This window comes from Pseudomonas sp. TREG-RG-20F-10-E-6-01 (assembly GCF_022662455.1).
Lineage (GTDB): Bacteria > Pseudomonadota > Gammaproteobacteria > Pseudomonadales > Pseudomonadaceae > Aquipseudomonas.
Genome location: NZ_JAKNQP010000004.1, coordinates 149,056 through 167,935 on the forward strand (window position 1 = coordinate 149,056; position 18,880 = coordinate 167,935).

General features: G+C 61.5%; 18 protein-coding genes and 1 pseudogene. 11 read left to right on the top strand and 8 right to left on the bottom strand.

The genetic code is table 11. The annotated features are described in order from the left end of the window. Window positions 1–18: 18 nt before the first annotated feature. Window positions 19–1,047, bottom strand: a complete 1,029-nt coding sequence (gene uvsE, locus L8K08_RS14810) for a UV DNA damage repair endonuclease UvsE (protein WP_242198206.1) — start codon at window positions 1,045–1,047, stop codon at window positions 19–21. A 253-nt stretch (window positions 1,048–1,300) separates the two neighbouring features. On the opposite strand from uvsE, the gene L8K08_RS14815 reads away from it, so the two are divergent. From L8K08_RS14815 to L8K08_RS14825, 3 genes are all read left to right on the top strand, one after another. Next, window positions 1,301–1,624, top strand: a complete 324-nt coding sequence (locus tag L8K08_RS14815; protein WP_242198209.1) for a hypothetical protein — start codon at window positions 1,301–1,303, stop codon at window positions 1,622–1,624. An 88-nt stretch (window positions 1,625–1,712) separates the two neighbouring features. Further along, the gene (locus L8K08_RS14820; protein ID WP_106579007.1) at window positions 1,713–2,138 is read left to right on the top strand and encodes a DUF2231 domain-containing protein; all 426 of its coding nucleotides are present in this window, start codon (window positions 1,713–1,715) and stop codon (window positions 2,136–2,138) included. Next, window positions 2,135–3,427 carry a sorbosone dehydrogenase family protein gene (locus L8K08_RS14825; RefSeq protein ID WP_242198212.1) on the top strand — a complete coding sequence of 431 codons (1,293 nt, stop codon included), beginning with the start codon at window positions 2,135–2,137 and terminating at the stop codon, window positions 3,425–3,427. The genes L8K08_RS14820 and L8K08_RS14825 overlap by 4 nt, the downstream gene beginning before the upstream one ends. Window positions 3,428–3,457: 30 nt before the next feature. Here the strand turns inward: L8K08_RS14825 and L8K08_RS14830 are convergent, their stop codons facing one another. Further along, window positions 3,458–4,366, bottom strand: coding sequence for a LysR substrate-binding domain-containing protein (locus L8K08_RS14830; RefSeq protein WP_242198214.1), 909 nt, complete (start codon window positions 4,364–4,366; stop codon window positions 3,458–3,460). A gap of 92 nt (window positions 4,367–4,458) precedes the next feature. On the opposite strand from L8K08_RS14830, the gene L8K08_RS14835 reads away from it, so the two are divergent. Both L8K08_RS14835 and L8K08_RS14840 read left to right on the top strand, forming a co-directional pair. Continuing rightward, complete coding sequence (locus tag L8K08_RS14835) at window positions 4,459–5,481, top strand: EamA/RhaT family transporter (RefSeq protein ID WP_242198216.1); 1,023 nt, start codon at window positions 4,459–4,461, stop codon at window positions 5,479–5,481. A gap of 119 nt (window positions 5,482–5,600) precedes the next feature. After that, the gene (locus tag L8K08_RS14840) at window positions 5,601–6,518 is read left to right on the top strand and encodes a helix-turn-helix domain-containing GNAT family N-acetyltransferase (protein ID WP_242198218.1); all 918 of its coding nucleotides are present in this window, start codon (window positions 5,601–5,603) and stop codon (window positions 6,516–6,518) included. A 39-nt stretch (window positions 6,519–6,557) separates the two neighbouring features. Here L8K08_RS14840 and L8K08_RS14845 read toward each other — a convergent pair whose 3' ends face one another. Then, window positions 6,558–7,961, bottom strand: a complete 1,404-nt coding sequence (locus tag L8K08_RS14845) for an MFS transporter (RefSeq protein WP_242198220.1) — start codon at window positions 7,959–7,961, stop codon at window positions 6,558–6,560. Between the two features lie 143 nt (window positions 7,962–8,104). Further along, entirely contained in the window at window positions 8,105–8,635 is a 531-nt protein-coding gene (locus L8K08_RS14850; protein WP_242198222.1) for a GNAT family N-acetyltransferase, read from the bottom strand. A gap of 153 nt (window positions 8,636–8,788) precedes the next feature. Here L8K08_RS14850 and proP point away from each other — a divergent pair, with 153 nt between their 5' ends. Next, window positions 8,789–10,291 (top strand): glycine betaine/L-proline transporter ProP, encoded by a 1,503-nt coding sequence (gene proP, locus L8K08_RS14855; RefSeq protein ID WP_242198223.1) that lies wholly within the window; start codon window positions 8,789–8,791, stop codon window positions 10,289–10,291. A 52-nt stretch (window positions 10,292–10,343) separates the two neighbouring features. Continuing rightward, complete coding sequence (locus L8K08_RS14860) at window positions 10,344–10,850, top strand: GAF domain-containing protein (RefSeq protein ID WP_145161140.1); 507 nt, start codon at window positions 10,344–10,346, stop codon at window positions 10,848–10,850. Here the strand turns inward: L8K08_RS14860 and L8K08_RS14865 are convergent. Continuing rightward, window positions 10,825–10,938: pseudogene (locus L8K08_RS14865) on the bottom strand (AraC family transcriptional regulator); the annotation flags it as partial. The gene L8K08_RS14860 and the pseudogene L8K08_RS14865 sit on opposite strands and share 26 nt — an antisense overlap. Window positions 10,939–11,065: 127 nt before the next feature. Beyond that, window positions 11,066–11,887: a helix-turn-helix transcriptional regulator gene (locus L8K08_RS14870; protein WP_242198225.1), complete on the bottom strand. Its 822-nt coding sequence runs from the start codon at window positions 11,885–11,887 to the stop codon at window positions 11,066–11,068. A gap of 97 nt (window positions 11,888–11,984) precedes the next feature. On the opposite strand from L8K08_RS14870, the gene L8K08_RS14875 reads away from it, so the two are divergent. Both L8K08_RS14875 and L8K08_RS14880 read left to right on the top strand, forming a co-directional pair. Next, window positions 11,985–13,196 carry an MFS transporter gene (locus L8K08_RS14875; RefSeq protein WP_242198228.1) on the top strand — a complete coding sequence of 404 codons (1,212 nt, stop codon included), beginning with the start codon at window positions 11,985–11,987 and terminating at the stop codon, window positions 13,194–13,196. Window positions 13,197–13,307: 111 nt separating this feature from the next. Beyond that, the gene (locus L8K08_RS14880; RefSeq protein WP_242198231.1) at window positions 13,308–14,474 is read left to right on the top strand and encodes a GGDEF domain-containing protein; all 1,167 of its coding nucleotides are present in this window, start codon (window positions 13,308–13,310) and stop codon (window positions 14,472–14,474) included. Between the two features lie 158 nt (window positions 14,475–14,632). Here the strand turns inward: L8K08_RS14880 and L8K08_RS14885 are convergent, their stop codons facing one another. Beyond that, a complete protein-coding gene (locus L8K08_RS14885) occupies window positions 14,633–14,950 on the bottom strand; it encodes a DUF2834 domain-containing protein (protein ID WP_242198232.1) in 318 nt (105 codons plus the stop codon). A gap of 83 nt (window positions 14,951–15,033) precedes the next feature. On the opposite strand from L8K08_RS14885, the gene L8K08_RS14890 reads away from it, so the two are divergent. Then, complete coding sequence (locus tag L8K08_RS14890; RefSeq protein WP_242198234.1) at window positions 15,034–15,822, top strand: helix-turn-helix domain-containing protein; 789 nt, start codon at window positions 15,034–15,036, stop codon at window positions 15,820–15,822. Between the two features lie 55 nt (window positions 15,823–15,877). Further along, window positions 15,878–17,587, top strand: coding sequence for an amidase (locus L8K08_RS14895; RefSeq protein ID WP_242198631.1), 1,710 nt, complete (start codon window positions 15,878–15,880; stop codon window positions 17,585–17,587). 554 nt (window positions 17,588–18,141) lie between these two features. Here L8K08_RS14895 and L8K08_RS14900 read toward each other — a convergent pair. Further along, a complete protein-coding gene (locus L8K08_RS14900) occupies window positions 18,142–18,879 on the bottom strand; it encodes a CPBP family intramembrane glutamic endopeptidase (RefSeq protein WP_242198633.1) in 738 nt (245 codons plus the stop codon). Window position 18,880: the final 1 nt, after the last annotated feature.

An 18,880-nucleotide genomic window follows, 5' to 3' on the forward strand; every position in this document is an offset into this window, starting at 1 on the left:
CACGCAGCATGCCATTTTTCACGCCGAACGACGTTGCCAATACTCATAAAATGCCAGCGCCGCGACGTTCTTGTCTTTGGCCTCCAGCATGATGTCGAAGCGCTCGAGAAACTGCAGCGCGTAGTCATTGGTCCAGCGGTTCCACATTTGCGCGCTGTGGGCGTACAGATCGCGCTTGGCGACCACCTTCAGGAGCGCGTCCATTTCCAGCTTGTGCTCGGCGTCAAACCCCAGCGCTTGCAGGCTTTCCTGGGGCTGGGAGTAATGCATCGTCGGGCGTACGCCGCGCCAGCTTTCGATGACGCGGGCAACCCGTGGCGAATCGGGGTCGATGTATTCGTCCTCGTTGATCCAGCAGTGATGAATGTCCAGCACCACCGGTGCCAGGTCGGCGACTTGCAGACAGTGGTCCAGGCCGTAGGTTTTTTCGTCGTTTTCAAAGGTAATGCAATTACGCGCCACCTCGGACAAGCGTGACCACACCGCGCGGGTGCCTTCAACGCCCAAGCGGCCGGCGATGTGGACGTTGCACTTGAGGTCCTGAAAGCGGCGGCCGTAGCCCATCATGCGGATCATGTCGGCGTGGTATTCGAACTCGGCCACGCTGTTTTCCACCACGCCGGGGTTGTCCGAGCCCAGCACGCAATATTGCCCAGGGTGAAAGGACAACCGGATATCCGAGGCGCGAGCCAGGTCGCCGATGGCGGCGAACCCCTCGCTCAACTGACGCACAAGGGCCGGGTCTTTGTAGACATCTGCCACTTTCGGGTGGCTGTAGAACGGCAGCAGGTCACTGCTCAAGCGCAGCATGCGCAGCGTCGCAGGCAGCTCGGCGACATAGGCCAGCAGGCGCAATTGCGCCGCGAGGTTGTGGGTCACCACCTCGACCAATTTGCTGCGGGCGACCTGAGGTTCGACGCTCTCCATCCAGCGCAAAGTGGTGGTACGTGGGTTGTAGGGGCCTTCGATTAACTTGAGCGCACTGGCTGACGGCAGGCGTTCAGCGTGCTTGTACTGGCAGGCAAAGCCGATGCGAGGATGGTTCATGGAAAGGCCAGGTAATGAGTGAGCGTGAGGACAACAGAATGTTAGGCGCATGGCGCCGCTAAGGGTTCATTCAACGCGCGTCGTGCGTGAATCAAGTTGAATCCCGGTTTCACCTGGCGGTCACCTATAAGGAACGATAACGCAATGGAGGTGATGATGAACCTTGCAATGACACTCTGCAGCCTGTTTGCCGGCTGGATGGCAATTGTGTTTTCCATGACGTGGGGCCTGTTGCGCGTCCTGCGCTGGCACCATGCTTAGCACCCCCGACGGGCGCTACTTTGTGGTCAAGGGTCAGCTGTGGCGCTGCACCAACCCCGAGCTGAATGAAGCCACGCGACAGCGCTGGGTCAACGCTTTGATGGATGCGCGCCGCGCCGTCAAGTCGGCCAAGGCCAGCGGCGACGCCAGCCAATTGCGCGCGGCGCGCCAGCAGGTGCAGCAGGCCAAGGTTGCACTCGGTGAGCGTGGCCCGGTGTGGTGGCGTGATGGCAGCCCGGACTACAACCGTTACCGGGTGGCCAATACGCCGTATGCGGCGTGGTTTGAAAAACATCTCGACACGAAGCCCCACTGAACTTTCTTACAAATGCCAGGCTCCTTTCCTATGCGAAGTCACCGTGCCCTGATCCCAGGGTGCTGAACGATAAGGAGCCGCCACCGACATGACTACCCTCCCCGCCTATCCCACCGTCAGACCTGGCCCGCTGCACTCGATCTTGCTGGCCGGCGCCGTGCCATTGTTTTTGGGTGCCTTGCTCAGTGACATTGCCTACGGCCAGACCTACCAGATCCAGTGGGCCAACTTTGCATCCTGGCTGATCGCCGGCGCGCTGGTGTTCAGTGGCTTTGCGCTGTTGTTTGCGCTGGTCAACCTGCTGCGCGCCGAACGCAAGGCCGGGCGCCCTGCAGCTTATTTCCTGCTGCTGCTGGCGACCTGGGTGCTTGGGCTGGTCAACGCCTTTCAGCACGCCAAGGACGCCTACGCGATGATGCCTGGCGGCCTGATCCTGTCGGTGATCGTCACGGTGCTGGCCATCGCCGCAACGTGGATCGGCCTGACTAACCTGCGCTCGGGAGTTGCCCAATGAAACCCTTTCACACCCTGAGCGTATTGAGCGCCGCCCTGTTGCTGACCGCCTGTGGTGGCGAAGGCGACAAAACCCAGGCCCGCGGCCCCGACCCGAAATTGCCCGAGCAACAAAGCAGCCTGTTGCCGAGCATGAAAATTGCCGAGCCCGCGCCCTGGGGCGAGCAGAAACCCAAGGTGCCCGAGGGCTACAGCGTTACCGCCATTGCCACCGACCTGGCTATCCCGCGCCAGACCCTGGTGCTGCCCAACGGCGACATCCTCGTCGCCGAAGGCCGTGGCGGCAGCGCGGCCAAGCTCAAGCCCAAGGACGTGATCGCCAGCGTGATCAAGGCCGAGGGCAACACCAAGGTCAAGGGCGGCAACCGCCTGACGCTGCTGCGCGACGCCGACGGTGACGGCACCTATGAATTGAAAACGGTATTTGCCGACAACCTCAATGCGCCTTATGGCCTGGCCTACGCCGACGGCAAACTCTACGTCGCCAACCAGGACGCGCTGGTGCGCTTTGACTACGCCGACGGCCAGACCAAAGCCAGTGGCCCGCCGACCAAAATCACCGACCTGCCGGCGCAGATCAACCATCACTGGACCAAGTCGCTGGCCGTGAGTGAGGACGGGCGCCAGCTGTACGTGGGCATCGGCTCCAACAGCAACATCACCGAGCGCGGCATGGAAGTGGAAATCGACCGGGCGATGGTCTGGCAAATCGATGCCGCCACCGGCGCGCACAAACCCTACGCCACCGGCATTCGCAACCCGACCGCGCTCACGATTCAACCCGGCTCCGGGCAATTGTGGGCGGTGGCCAACGAGCGCGATGAACTCGGCCCGGACCTGGTGCCCGACTACCTGACCTCGGTGCGTGAAGGCGCCTTCTATGGCTGGCCCTACAGCTACTGGGGCCAGAACGTCGACCCACGCGCGCAACCGCAGAACCCGGCGAAAGTCGCCGCCGCCATCAAGCCCGATTACAGCCTGGGCTCCCACGTTGCAGCGTTGGGTGTGGACTTTTCCAGCCCTGCGATGGGTGAGAAATTCGCCGACGGTGCGTTTGTCGGCGAGCACGGCAGCTGGAACCGCGATAACCCGGTGGGCTACAAAGTGATCTTCGTGCCCTTCAGCAATGGCAAGCCGGCGGGTGAACCGATTGATTTTGCCACCGGTTTTCGTGGCGATGACGGCAAGACGCGTGGGCGCCCAGTAGGCGTGACGGTGGACCCCAAAGGTGCGCTGATCATTGCCGATGACCTGGCCAATACCATTTGGCGCGTAACACGTAATCGCTAGCCCGTGTATGACAGGGGCGATTCGCCCCTGTCAGCCCTCACCGTGCAATTGCATTTCAAGCCAGGCCAGCAGCGCCGCAACTTCGCTGCGCGGGCCTGCGCCTTGCTGCCTGTAGACCGAAATCGCCTCGGGTAGCTGCACACTCTCGGCGCAGGGTCTTACCAGCGCCCCACTTTCAATCAAACGGCTGGCGGTGCGACGCCAGCCCATGGCGATACCGTGCCCTTCCACAGCGGCCTGCAACATCAACGGGTAGCTATCGAAGGTGGCGCCACGCGCATCCGCGGCCAATACCTGACCAAATGCCTGCAACCACTCGTCCCACTCCATCAAATGCGGTGGCGCGGCGCTGTGGTGCAAAAACGTATGGGCGTGCAATTCGCTGAGTGGCAAGGGGTGTTCAGCGTTCAGGTACGCAGGACTGCAGACCGGAAATACCTCGTCAGAGGCGGTGAGCATCAACGGATGGGCGCCACTGGGGCGTCGGGTACTTTGCAGGGCCACGTCGAAGTGGTCCTTGAACTCCGTGAGGGGCCGGGTCGAGGTCACCACCTGGATTTCGATGTGCGGGTATTGCTGGTGAAACGTCGACAGACGTGGCATCAGCCAATAAAACGCCTCGCAGAGCTGACAAAGCAGCACCACACGGCGCTGGGCCGTGGACGCGCGCAAACCCGCAGCGCCGTCACTGATGCTGTGCAGCGCCTGGCTGACCACCTGGCCCAATTCACGCCCTTCCTGGGTCAGGAAAACCGCACGATTACGTCGATAAAACAGCTTCACCCCGAGGTTGTCTTCCAGCCCACGAATTTGCCGGCTGACCGCCGCCTGAGTGATGTGCAGCTCATCTGCCGCCCTGGAGAAACTCTCCAGGCGGGCGGCGGCCTCAAACGGTAGCAGGCTGGCGAGCGGCGGCAGGTTTTTACCAAGCGTATTCATAATCTGAGGTTATGCATCCGGGCCCGAGAACTCGTTTGTAGCACAGCCCGGCGGGTGTGCACCATTCATCCATGACTTCACGGATGCCTCGGATGACCTCACTACGAACCTCTGTTTTTGTCGGCGTGCTGCTCGCGTGTGTCGCCACATTGGGCTGGGCGCTGAACTTCATCGCCCCTTATGTCACTGGTGACTACAGCCTCTATGACCTGATGGCCGTACGGTTTCTGGGGGTCGGCGTACTGGGCGTGGGCGGAGTGATCCTGAGCCGGGCCCAACTGAAATGGCTCAGCCCAAGGCAATGCTGGCTGGCCGCAGCGCTTGGCGCGGCAGGTTGCCTGGCGTACGGCGTGTGCATCGGCGCAGGCGTGATGTTGGGCGGCCCGGTATTGACGCCCGCGTGTGTCGGCATGGTGCCAGTGCTACTGGCCCTGATTGGCAATGCCCGGAACAAGACCATGGCGTGGGGCCGGCTGGCGGCGCCTTTAGCGTGCCTGACGCTGGGGCTTTTGCTGTCGAACATCAGCAGCCTGCACCAACCGGCGTTGAGTGCCGTTTCGTGGCTGGCCGGTGTGTTTTTTTCGTTCAGCGCCGTTGCCTTGTGGCTGGGATTCAGCGTGATCAATCAAAAACACCTGACAACCCTTCCAGCAACCGCCACCGGCCTCTGGACCGCGTTAATGCTGGTGGGGGCCGGCGGCACTGCCCTTTGCCTGCTGCCGTTGCTCTGTGTATTCAACCTGCTGCGCCTGCCAACCCTGGGATTTGGCTTAGCCCAGGCGGGTGCGCTGTATGCCTGGAGCCTGATCATCGCGCTGATGTCCACGGTGGTCGGTGCTTGGGCCTGGAATGCTGCCACCCGACGACTGCCGATGGTGCTCAGCGGCCAATTGATTGCCCTCGAATCGCTCTTCGCGGCCCTGCTCGGCCTGTGGTTCCACGGTCGCGGCCCTTCGTGGATGGAAGCCACCGGCCTCGCGGCGGTGCTGATCGGCGTGGTCATGGCGGTGGGTATTATCCTGACAGGCACAAAGCCTGCCGCAACGCCCGACACTGACGGGAGCGCCGAGGATGACCCACAGCATCGGCTCACTTGCACCCACCGAGACCTTTGAGTGTCACGGCCTGGCTATCTGGTGAAAGCAGCGAAGAGCGATCGTCGGGCGTTAAAACGGTTGACTTGATTGCCTTAGGCAACTATATATTTGCTTGAGGCAACCACCCGAGCACTGCCATGACCACGACCCTTGTCGAACGCGCCGCGATCATTCGCGGTTTCAACCGTTTTTACACCCATCAGATCGGCGTGCTGCAGGAACACTTGCTGCAAAGCGATTTCTCGCTGACCGAAATCCGCGTGATGTACGAACTCTCCTCCCGTGGCGACCTGACCAGCGCCGACCTGTGCCAGATGCTCGGCCTTGATGCGGGCTACCTGAGCCGGCTGATCAGCGGCTTCGAAAAGAAAGGTCTGGTCCAGAAAGTGCGCTCCGTCACCGATGCGCGGGCGGTGCAACTGCACCTCAGCGACCTCGGTCGATCAGTGCTGGCGCCGCTGGAAAACCAGACCCAACAGGAAGTCATCGCCTTGCTCGAAGCCTTGCCCGAGCAGCAACAGCAGCAACTCACGGCGTCGATGCAGCGTATCCAGACACTGTTGCAAGGCGGCACGCCAAGTTACCTGCTGCGCGATCCGCAGCCCGGCGACATGGGCCGGGTGGTGCAACAGCAATCGGCGCTGTATGCGCGTGAGTACCACTGGAATTGGGAGTTTGAAGCGTTGGTGTCGGAGATTGTCGCCAAGTATTTGCGCGAATTCGACCCGAGCGCCGAGCGCTGCTGGATCGCCGAAAAGGACGGTGAAGTGGTGGGGTCAATCTTCGTGGTGCGCCATGACGAAACCACCGCCAAGCTGCGCATGCTCTACGTGGACGCCAGTGCACGGGGCATGGGCATCGGTCAGCGGCTGGTGGAAGAATGCCTGCGTTTTGCGCGCAATGCCGGTTACAAAAGCATGCTGTTGTGGACGGTCGACGCGCTGACCGATGCGCGCAAGCTCTATCAGAAAGCCGGGTTCCGCCTGGTAGACCAAGAAGCGACGGTGAGCTTCGGCAAATCGTTGATCAGTGAAACCTGGGCCCGCGAGCTGTAAGGCGTTCCCGCGCTGTCGCCAGCGCGGGCGCTTGCGCGATTACAGGTCAGTGATTTCCTTATGGCGCGGTACCAGCGCCTTCATCACGCTCCACGCCACCAGATAGGCCAGGGCACAGATCGCAAACATGATCATGTAACCGGTGTGGATGTCGTTGATGGACTTGTAGTAGTCGAATACCCAGCCACCGATCTTGGTCATCACCACACCGCCCAAGCCCCCGGCCATACCGCCGATGCCCACCACCGAGGCCACGGTTTTTTGCGGAAACATATCGGACACCGTAGTGAAGATGTTGCACGACCACGCCTGGTGCGCGGAGGCGCCCACACCGATCAGCAGCACCGGCACCCAGAAGCTCAGGTAGCCGAAGGGCTGCGCCAGCAACACCACCAGCGGGAACAGCGCGATCACCAGCATGGCTTTCATGCGCCCGTCGTAGGGAGCATCGCCACGGGCCATGAAGTAGCTGGGGAACCAGCCGCCGCCGATACTGCCGACCATGGTCATGCTGTACAGCACGGCCAGCGGCATCACGATGTCCGCGCCTTTCATGCCGTATTGCGCCGACAGGTAAGTGGGCAGCCAGAACAGGAAGAACCACCACACGCCGTCAGTCATGAACTTGCCGAAGGCAAATGCCCAGGTCTGGCGGTAGGTCAGCAGTTTGAACCACGAGACTTTTTTCGCAACAGCACCCGCAGGTTCTGGCGTGAACGGCTGCACCGTCTGGTCGCTGCGAATGTAAGCCAGCTCTTCGGCCGACAAGCGTTTTTGCTGTTCCGGTTTTTCGTAAACCGCCGCCCACACCGCCACCCAGACAAAGCCCAGCATGCCGATGACCATAAAGGCCGCTTCCCAGCCCCATATGCCGGCAATCAAGGGCACGCAGATCGGCGCCAGGATCGCCCCCACGTTAGCCCCGGAGTTGAAGATACCGGTGGCCAGCGAGCGTTCTTTTTTCGGGAAGTATTCGGCAGTGGCCTTGATCGCGATGGGGAAGTTGCCCGCCTCGCCAATCGCCAGCACGGCGCGCGACAGCATGAAACCGGCAATCGACACCGGAATCACCGCCAGGCCGATAGCGCCGCTCACCGCAGCGATGCCCTCACCCATCGGCACCGAGAACGCATGCATGATGGCGCCGGTGGACCAAATGCCAATCGCCACCACGTAGGCGGCCTTGGTGCCGATCTTGTCGACAAAGCGTCCGGCAAACAGCATGGAAATCGCGTAGACAAACTGGAACACCGCCGCGATGTTGGCGTAGTCCGTGTTGCTCCAGCCAAATTGCGTCGACAACTGCGGCGCCAGAAGGCTGAGGACTTGGCGGTCGAGGTAGTTGACGGTAGTGGCAAAGAACAACATCGCGCAGATGGTCCAGCGATAGTTGCCGACGGCCGTGCCGACGCGATGGGCGTTGATGGGCTCATTCAAATTCATGGCATCACTTTTTATTTTTGTTAGATAAGACATATGTAACGTCATATGTCGTCGTACAACTGTGACTTTTATATCGGGCCGCCTACCCGGTGTCAATCACCAGAATTGCCTTTTAACCAGGGATTAAGCAGATTTGAAAATGCTTAACTACGCGCAGTTGTAGGATGACAAATCCTGAATACTCGGCTGGGTGCTTTGCCGGGCACATCGTCAAGCAGGCCGAAGGGCTGCATGCCGAGCTTCTCCAACACACGGATCGACGCGGCGTGATCCGGTCGCACCAGCCCGAATACCTGAGGCAATCCCAGCGTTTGAAACGCCATCGTCAGCGCGTCGTGGCCAAGCTCGGTGGCATAGCCCTGCCCCCAGGCATCGACCGCGAAGCGATAGCCCAGGTTGATGCGCCGCTCGGTCAGGTAATTGAGCGGCGCCACGCCGCCAAAGCCGATCAGGTGATCGGGCGCCTCGCGACGGGCAATGGCCCACCAGCCATAGCCCTGGCTGGCCCATTGTTCGAGCCAGTGGTTGAGCAGGCGCTGCGCGTCGTCGAGGCTGGCCATTGGGCCACTCGGGTTGAACAGGTTTGTCTGCGGGTCGCCGAAGATCGCGAACAATCGGTGCACATCGCTGGCCTCTGGCGTGCGATAGATCAGGCGTGAGGCGGTGACGGGCATTCTGATAATTCCCTGGTCAGGTCGTGAAGTTCAATTCATCTGCAAAAAAAGGTAAATAGCGGTGAATTATTTCATGTCCGCTTGTATCTGAACTGACAGAGCGGTGCCATCGCAACGATGGCACCTCCCCTGTTCTGTTTTAGAGTGGCCCGCATGAAATTACGTAAGAAAAGCGTCAAACCCATCGGATTGAAAGACATCACCATCGTCGACGATGCCAAGGTGCGCAAGGCGATTACCGCCGCCGCCCTGGGTAACGCCATGGAGTGGTTCGACTTTGGTGTCTACGGTTTCGTCGCCTATGTGCTCGGGAAGGTGTTCTTCCCGGATGCCTCACCGAGCGTGCAAATGATTGCCGCCTTGGCCACCTTCTCGGTGCCCTTCCTGATTCGCCCGCTGGGTGGCCTGTTCTTCGGTGCGCTGGGCGACAAATACGGACGGCAGAAAGTCCTCGCCGCAACCATCGTCATCATGTCCTTGAGCACCTTTGCCATCGGCCTGATTCCCGGGTATGCCTCGATTGGCATCTGGGCACCGATCCTGCTGTTGCTGTGCAAGATGGCCCAAGGGTTCTCGGTAGGCGGTGAGTACACCGGCGCCTCGATCTTCGTCGCCGAGTACGCCCCGGACCGTAAACGCGGGTTCCTCGGCAGCTGGCTGGATTTTGGTTCGATTGCCGGTTTCGTGCTCGGCGCCGGAGTGGTGGTGCTGATTTCGACGATCCTCGGTGAAGCCGATTTCGAGGCGTGGGGCTGGCGTCTGCCGTTCTTCCTCGCCCTGCCTTTGGGCATCATCGGTTTGTACCTGCGTCACGCGCTGGAAGAAACCCCGGCGTTCCAGCAGCACATGGACAAACTTGAACAAGGCGACCGCCAGGGCCTGACCCACGGTCCCAAGGTGTCGTTCAAAGAGGTGGCTACCCAGCATTGGCGCAGCCTGCTGACCTGCATCGGTATCGTCGCGGCCACCAACGTGACGTACTACATGTTGCTCACCTATATGCCGAGCTACCTGTCGCACAACCTGCATTACAAAGAAAACAGCGGCGTGCTGATCATCATCGCGATCATGGTCGGCATGCTGTTCGTGCAGCCGTTCATCGGTTTTGTCAGCGACAAGATTGGCCGTAAACCCTTCATCATCGCCGGCAGCGTCGGGCTGCTGTTGCTGTCTATCCCGGCGTTTATGTTGATTACCAGCGGTAAAATCGGCCTGATTTTCGCCGGTCTGTTGATTCTGGCCGTGGTGCTGAACTTCTTCATCGGCGTGATGGCCTCGACGCTGCCGGCTATGTTCCCGACCCACATTCGCTATAGTGCGTTGGCCAGCGCGTTCAACGTCTCGGTACTGATCGCCGGCCTCACACCCACCGCGGTGGCCTGGCTGGTGGAAAGCACCAACGACCTGTACATGCCCGCTTACTACCTGATGGTGTTTGCGGTGGTCGGCCTGATTACCGGCCTGACCATGAAGGAAACCGCGAACAAGCCGTTGCGCGGCGCGGCGCCAGCAGCGTCCGATATGGAAGAAGCCAAGGAAATACTGCAAGAGCACCATGACAATATCGAGCAGAAGATCGAAGACATCGATGCCGAAATTGCCGCCCTGGAAGCCAAGCGCCAGAACCTGGTGCAACAGCATCCGCGAATCAACTGATACCTGACCATGCGTGGTGGCCCCCGCCGCCACGCCACTGGAGTGCCCAAGCATGGTTCCAAGCGTCACCGCAGCCCACTCGTTACTCAGCGCGGACGAACGCGCCGCCATCGCCGAAATCGAAGCCACTACCAGCATCCTGCAACTGGTAACCCGCCTGACCGGCATGCGCTTTGCCGGCATTGCCAAATTCACTGACCTGAAATGGGTGGTGTGCTCGGCCTATGACCCGCTGCACATGGGGATTCATGTCGACGACGTACTCGACCTGGAAACTACCTTGTGCAGTGAATTCTGCGTCGACCCGCAGGCTCTGTTCATTCCGCAAATCAGCCAGAATGGCCGCTTTGCCACCCGCCCGGTGGTCAAGCAGTACGCCATCGAAAGTTACGCCGGTGCGCCGATCTTTCTGCCCGATGGCCGCCTGTTCGGCGCGCTGTGTGCACTGGACTCACGGGCGATGCTGTTTGACGACCCCAACCTGCCGGAAACCCTGAGCCTGTTTGCGCGGCTGATTGGCTGTATTTTCTTCGCTAACCTGACAACAGCTGATCAGTAACCACCGCCCTGCCCCGCCGTGCAGCACTCTCGCGCTTTGGCGGCATGCCAAACAATCGGCTGAACTGTGAAGGGCTTTCATAGCCCAAAGCGCCTGCAGGCTGGTGGATTTGGCTTTCCAATCGGCAATCGCCTCGGGTGCCACCCTGGGTATCGCAGGCCTCGTGGCTTACCTGACCTCGCGGCGTGCCACAGCGACCTACGTACCCCCCAGCGCTATCTGAAAAACTGACTCGGGGTTTTGCCAAACTGTTTCTTGAACATGCTGGTGAACGCGCTTGGGCTTTCATAGCCCAGCTCGATGGCCACATCGATGATCTTCTCCCCCACCGCAATGCGCTCCAGCGCCAGCAGCAACCGCGCCTGCTGGCGCCATTGGCCGAAGGTCAGGCCGGTTTCCTTGCGGAACAGGCGCTGGATGGTTTTCTGGTCCAGGTCCAGGCGATCACTCCAATCGGCGACCGTCGAGGCATCACCCGGTTCCTGCTGCAGCGCCTGGCAGATACGGTTGATGCGCAGGTCGGCCGGCTGGGGCAGTGACAACGGCAAGGCCGGCAGGATCGCGAGTTCGTCGAGGATCAGGTGCATGATCCTCGCCTCGCGCGAGTCCTCGGCGTACGGCGGCTTCAAACTCACCGAGGCTTTGATCAGCTCGCTCAACAACGGCGACACACCGACGGTCTTGGGCTCGCTCGGCAGGTTGGGGAAGCAGTCCGGGCGCACAAACACGCTGCGCATCTTCAACGTGCCCACACAACGCAGCGAATGCACTTGCCCGCTGGGCATCCAGAACCCGCGATTGGGCGGCACCGTCCATTGGTTCAACGCCGAATACACCACCATCACGCCTTCGACGGCGTACAACAGCTGATGCTTTTCGTGACTGTGGTCGGGGATCACCCAGTTTTCGGGGTAATCGGTCGCAGAACTGATGACAGCCCAGTCGCCCTCGTCGATCTCCCGCAGAAATACATCCAGTGGTTTGATGATTTCGCCCTTTTTGCGATGGTTGGCGCCCGAATTACGCGAGACAGGCATTTTCAGCGAATCTAGCATAAACGCCGCAACATTTAGAAACGGGCAGCGCGCTAAAGTACGCACTGCCCCTGTTCGCTGCCTTGTATGGAATGCCTGCATGTCGAGCCTGACCGCGCCACCCGCCACTGCAACCGCTACGCCGCAAATAAGCCCCTTGGTCATGCGTGTCCTGGGCGCCTGTGCCCTGGCGCACATGATCAACGACCTGATCCAGGCCGTGCTGCCGTCGATCTACCCGATGCTCAAGGCCAACTACGGGCTGAGCTTTACCCAGGTCGGCCTGATCACCCTTACCTTCCAGTTGACCGCGTCCTTGCTGCAACCCTGGATCGGCTACCACACCGACCGCCATCCCAAGCCCTGGCTGCTGCCGGCGGGCATGGTGTGCACGCTGATCGGCATCCTGATGCTGGCGTTTGTCGGCACCTTCCCGTTGATCCTGCTGGCGGCGGCGCTGGTCGGGGTCGGGTCGTCGACCTTCCACCCGGAAACCTCACGCGTGGCACGCCTGGCCTCGGGCGGGCGCTATGGCCTGGCACAATCGACCTTCCAGGTTGGCGGCAACACCGGCAGCGCGTTCGGCCCGTTGCTGGCGGCGGCGATCATCATTCCTTACGGCCAAACCCATATCGCCTGGTTCGGGCTATTCGCCGTGTTCGCGATCATGGTGCTGTATGGCTTGAGCCGCTGGTACCGCCACCACCTCAACCTGTTCAAGCTCAAGCAGGGCGGCAAGGCCACCCACGGTTTGTCCAAGGGCCGCGTGACATTTGCCCTGGTGGTACTGGCGCTGCTGGTGTTCTCCAAATACTTCTACATGACCAGCCTGACCAGCTACTTCACCTTTTACCTGATCGAGAAATTCCACCTGTCAGTGGCCAACTCGCAGATGTACCTGTTCCTGTTCCTCGGCGCGGTGGCCGTCGGCACCTTTGCCGGTGGCCCGATCGGCGACAAGATCGGCCGCAAGAAAGTCATCTGGTTCTCGATCCTCGGCGCCGCGCCCTTCACCCTGGCCCTGCCCTACGTCGACCTGTTCTGGACGGCCGTGCTCAGCGTGGTGATCGGTTTCATCATCGCCTCGGCCTTCTCGGCCATCGTGGTCTTCGCCCAGGAACTGGTGCCCGGCAACGTCGGGATGATCGCCGGGATCTTCTTCGGGCTGATGTTCGGCTTCAGCGGGATTGGCGCCGCGTTGCTGGGCTTGCTCGCCGACAACCACGGCATCGAGTACGTCTACAAAATCTGTTCGTTCCTGCCACTGGCGGGCATCCTGACGATCCTGCTGCCTTCAACCAAAGGCGTCTGACCGGCCAATCATCGGCTGGCCGTATGCTATTACACGGAGTGCTCTGAAAAACCTGCGTGTGCGCTTACAATCCGGATATTCAAGCGCACACCCAGGCAGACCCGGCACGACATGACGCTCGACCCTCCTACGATTCTGATATTGACCATCGCGCTGGCCGCTGCTGCTGCCCTGTATCTGGCGGTGGAATGGCGCAGCGTGCGTGAGCCGTCGCTGCTGTTCTGGGCGGCGGGTTTCGCGATCATCAGCGTCGGCTCCACCCTGGCCCTGCTGCGCAGCAGCGGCCTGTTGATGATCGGTATCTGGTTTGCCAACGGCTTGCTGGTGAGCGCGCACTGGCTGTTTTTGCTCGGCGTGGCCCGCTTTACCCACGTGCGCCTGTCGCGCGCCTGGCTGCTGATGCTGGCCGCCTGGCTCGGCATGCTGCTATTGCCCGGCGACCTGGCGTGGTCCAAAGCCATGCTGATGGTCAACTCATTGCTGGTCGCGTTGCCGACCTTGCGCGCCAATTTCCTGCTGCGCCCCCACGGCAAATCCCTGAGCATCGGCGCGGTGCAATTGCGCTATGTATTGCTGCTTCACGGCGCGTTTTATGTGGCCAAGGCGCTGTCGGTAATCATCCCCGGCACGCTGATCGATCTTGCCGCGTTCAAGGGCGAAATCATCCAGGTTTCGTTGGTGGAGGGCGCAATGGCGATCATGTTGATCGCGTTGTCGATGACCGGCTCCGAGCGCTATCGGCGTGAACAGCAGATCGCCCGGCTGGCGGCCCGCGACCCGCTGACGGCGCTGTACAACCGCCGCGCCCTGGATGTGCGTGCGCCGCAGCTGTTTGCCCAGGTATCGCCGCAACACCCAGGCGCTTTGCTGTTAATCGATATCGACAACTTCAAACTGGTCAACGACCTCTACGGGCATACCGCCGGCGACCGTTTACTGATTGCCCTGAGCGAGATGATCCGCACGGTGGTGCCCGAAGGCGCGCTGGCGGCTCGCCTGGGCGGGGATGAGTTTGTGATCCTGTTGACCAAGGCCTCGGCCGCCCAGATTGTCGAGCTGGGCAGCCGCTTGCGTGAGCAGTTCCGGCAGTTGGCCGCACACACCTTCACCACCCCGGCACCGGTCACCCTGAGCATCGGCGCCAACCTGTTCGACCAGCCACCGCCGAGCCTGACGGCGCTGATCGAACAAGGCGACACCACGCTCTATGAAAGCAAACGCGGCGGGCGTGACAGCATTCGGCTGGTGGACCGAACGGGAACCGGTTCGTACGGTTAATGGCTTGTTGTGGCGAGCGGGCTTGCCCCGCGTTGGGCTGCGCAGCAGCCCCATAATGGACGCCGCATTGTTTCAGGGGCACCGCGTCGGCAGTTTTTTGGGGCTGCTGCGCAACCCAACGCGGGGCAAGCCCGCTCGCCACTGCAAACCCGCTTGCCTCAGGTTTGGTGGTGACGGTGTGCAAACCCATTCACGACGATGTAAAGCAACGGCCCCACCGACACAAACACCGCCGTCAGCAAAAAATACGGCACCAGCGATGCCAGCGAGCGCCCTCGCCCGCGCGCATCCCGGTACATCCACGCACACGCAAGCAGCGCCATCAGGTACAGGTCAATCACTACCTGCGCGGTGTCCGGCCGCGACATCAATTCCCGCCCAAATGCCAACAGTGATTGCTCGGCCGTGAGCATCGTAGCCAAGGTGTACAACGAAAAGCCCAGCAAACCGGCCAGGGCGAAATAAGGTCTGCGCATGGTGCCTTCCTTGAAAGGATCGAGGCTCAACATAGTGATAAGGTTGCGCCTCTCGCAATGACCTCGGAGGTCATGATCAGGCCATGGACACCCCTTTAACTGCCGGCCAGCACCTGCGCCAATTGCGTCGACAGGCCAAGCTCAGCCAGCTGGACCTGGCCTTGATCACGGGCGTTTCCCAGCGCCACCTCAGTTGCATCGAAACCGGCCGGGCCAAACCAGGCCCGGGTACTTTGCATACTCTGCTGACGGCGCTGGAGGCCCCGCTGGAGCAGTGCAACCAGGTGTTCCTCGCCGCCGGCTACGCGCCGCGTTACACCGCCACCCCACTCGCCGCACCCGCCATGGCCGCCGTCCGTGAAGCCGTCAGCCATGTGCTGCACGCCAACAACCCCGCCCCGGCGATTCTGCTGGGCAGCGAGTGGCAAGTGCTCGCCGCCAACGCCAGCACCGGCCTGTTGTTTGAGCTGGTCGGGATTGAGCCGAATGCCGCCGATGGGCTGAACCTGCTGACCACGCTGTTGCAAACCGGCGGCCTGGGCGATCACCTGATCAACGCCGAAGAAATCCGCACCGTCGCCTGGCAACGCGCAACCCGCGAAGCGCTGGGTAATCCTGCATTGGCGGGGTTACTGGCCCGTTTGCCGGTGCCGAGCAGCACCGAGCTGCCCAATGAAATGCCGCCGCTGGTGTTCACGCGCATCCGCTCACATCGCGGTGAACTGAATTTCCTGTCCACCTTCACCACCTTCGGCATGCCCCAGGACATCACCCTCACGTCACTGCGCATCGAACATCTGATTCCTGCTGACGCGCCCACGTGGCAAGTGATGCGCGCCGCTTACGCGGAATATGCGGCGCTGGTTTTGTGAAATATCTGTACGTAGACTGCCGCCATACCTCCCACCTGAAGGCGGCGAAAAAAACCTGATGCAAGTTACCGAAGTCTCCATTGCCCAATTGCGCGCTGCGCTTGAAAGCGGCCAGACCACTGCCGTTGAACTGGTTAAGGCTTACCTGGCACGCATCGAGGCCTATGACGGCCCGCAGACCGCGACCCAGTTGAACGCCGTGGTGGTGCGTAACCCCCAAGCGCTTGAAGAAGCCCAGGCCGCCGATGCGCGCCGGGCCAAGGGCGAAACCTTGGGGCCATTGGACGGCATTCCCTACACCGCCAAGGACAGCTACCTGGTCAAAGGCCTGACGGCAGCTTCCGGCAGCCCGGCCTTCGCCGCGCTGGTGGCGCAGCGCGACGCCTTCACCATCGAGCGCCTGCGCGCCGGCGGCGCTATCTGCCTGGGCAAGACCAACATGCCGCCGATGGCCAATGGCGGGATGCAGCGCGGCGTTTATGGCCGTGCAGAAAGTCCGTACAACGCTGACTACCTGACGGCGCCGTTTGCCTCCGGCTCGTCCAACGGCGCGGGCACCGCAACGGCTGCCAGCTTCGCCGCCTTCGGCTTGGCCGAGGAAACCTGGTCGAGCGGGCGCGGCCCGGCGTCCAACAATGGCTTGTGTGCCTACACGCCGTCGCGCGGGATTATTTCCGTACGCGGCAACTGGCCGCTGACGCCAACCATGGACGTGGTGGTGCCGTACGCACGCACCATGGCCGACCTGCTTGAAGTGCTCGACGTCGTGGTCGCCGAAGACACCGACACGCGCGGCGACCTCTGGCGCCTGCAACCGTGGGTGCCGATTCCGAGCGTGGCGTCGGTGCGCCCGGCCTCTTACGCTGACCTGGCTGTGGGCAGCGAATCCCTGGCCGGCAAGCGTTTCGGCGTGCCGCGCATGTACATCAATGCCGACCCCGAGGCCGGCACCAGCGAGAAACCCGGGATCGGCGGGCCGACCGGGCAAAAGATCAACACCCGTGCCAGTGTGATCGACTTGTGGCACGCCGCGCGCCAGGCATTGGAAGCGGCTGGTGCCGAAGTGATTGAAGTCGACTTCCCACTGGTCTCCAACTGCGAAGGCGACCGCCCTGGCGCGCCGACGGTGTTTACCCGTGGCTTGGTCTCCAAGGAATTTTTGCACGACGAATTGTGGGAACTGTCGGCCTGGGCGTTCGATGATTTCCTGCGCGCCAACGACGACCCGGCACTCAACCGCCTGGCGGATGTCGACGGGCCGAAAATCTTCCCGCACGACCCTGGCACCCTGCCCAACCGTGAAGACGATTTGGCCGCCGGCATGGACGAATACGTGCGCATGGCCGAGCGCGGCATCACACCGTGGAACGAAATCAGCACCGTGCCGGATGGCCTGCGCGGGCTGGAACAGACCCGGCGCATCGACCTGGAAGACTGGATGGACGCACGGGGCCTGGACGCGGTGTTGTTCCCGACCGTGGCCGATGTCGGCCCGGCCGATGCCGACGTAAACGAAGCCTCGGCGGATATCGCCTGGAGCAACGGCGTCTGGGTGGCTAACGGCAACCTCGCGATCCGCCACCTGGGCGTGCCGACCGTCACCGTGCCGATGGGCGTAATGGCGGACATCGGCATGCCAGTGGGGTTGACCTTCGCCGGGCGCGCCTATGACGATTCGGCGCTGCTGCGCTTTGCTTCGGCGTATGAAGCCACCGGCAGCAAACGCCTGATCCCGCCGCGTACGCCGCCGCTGGCAGCTGGCTAAACACGGTCCGATTGTGGGAGCTGGCTTGCCTGCGATAGCGGTGGATCAGCCTGCCTATTTGCCACTGAAAGACCGCCTTCGCGGGCAAGCCCGCTCCCACAGTTTTTGACTGCATTTCAGGCCACGCCAATCAACAGCTGGCTAAACACGGTCCAATTGTGGGAGCTGGCTTGCCTGCGATAGCGGTGAGCCAGCCAGCCCATTTGTCACTGAAAGACCGCCTTCGCGGGCAAGCCCGCTCCCACAGTTTTAACTGCATTTCAGGCCACGCCGATCAGCAGCAGCCTAAACACGTTCAACCTGTGGGAACTGGCTGGCCTGCGATAGCGGTGGATCAGCCAGCCTATTTGCCAATGACAGACCGCCTTCGCGGGCAAGCCCGCTCCCACAGTTTTTGACTGCATTTCAGGCCGCGCCAATCAGCAGTTGGCTAAACACGGTCCAATTGTGGGAGCTGGCTTGCCTGCGATAGCGGTGGATCAGCCAGCCTATTTGTCACTGAAAGGCCGCCTTCGCGGGCAAGCCCGCTCCCACAAGTTTTACTGTATTTCACATCAAGCCAGGTAAGGCACGGCAATCAGCAGGATGGCGGTGCCATGGGCCACGGTCGCCGGCAACACGCCGTAGCGCATGCGCACCAGCGCGCAGGCCAGCCCTTCGATCAGGGTGAACAGCAATACCGGCCAGCCCAGTTGGGTGACACTCAAGGCCAGGAACGCATGGCAGGCCGCAAAGGCTACGCCGCTGATCAATGCCGCGCGCAATGGCGTCACTTGCTGTTCGAGGTAGCCCTGCAAAAACCCGCGAAACAGCACCTCTTCCAACGCATTCGCGCCATAAGCCAGGACCACCATACCCGGCAGCCAGACCCAGTAGCCGTGAATCTCGAACGCCTCGATGCCTTGGTAAACCCGCAGCGGCACACCGAGCAAACAGCCCACCACAAGCCCCACGGCCAGGCCCAGCGCAGGATTGCCGATGGTCCAGCGCATCAACTGCCATAACTGCGGCGCCGTGCGTGCAAGCAACATGATCAGCAGCACTGACATCCCGCCCAACGCCGCCAACACAAAGGCATTCGCGCTGAACGCAATCTGCACCTCACTGCTGAGCGACCACATCCCCAGCGGCGTCATCGCGTCACGCATCAACACAAATGCCGTCAGCAGGATCAGGATGCGCATCGCCGGCATTGCCCTGGGCGTCAGCGCAAACCACAGCCCAAACAGTACCAGCCCCGGCGCCAGGTGAATGCCGTAGTTGATCAGTACGCCCATGCCTTGGCTGATCATG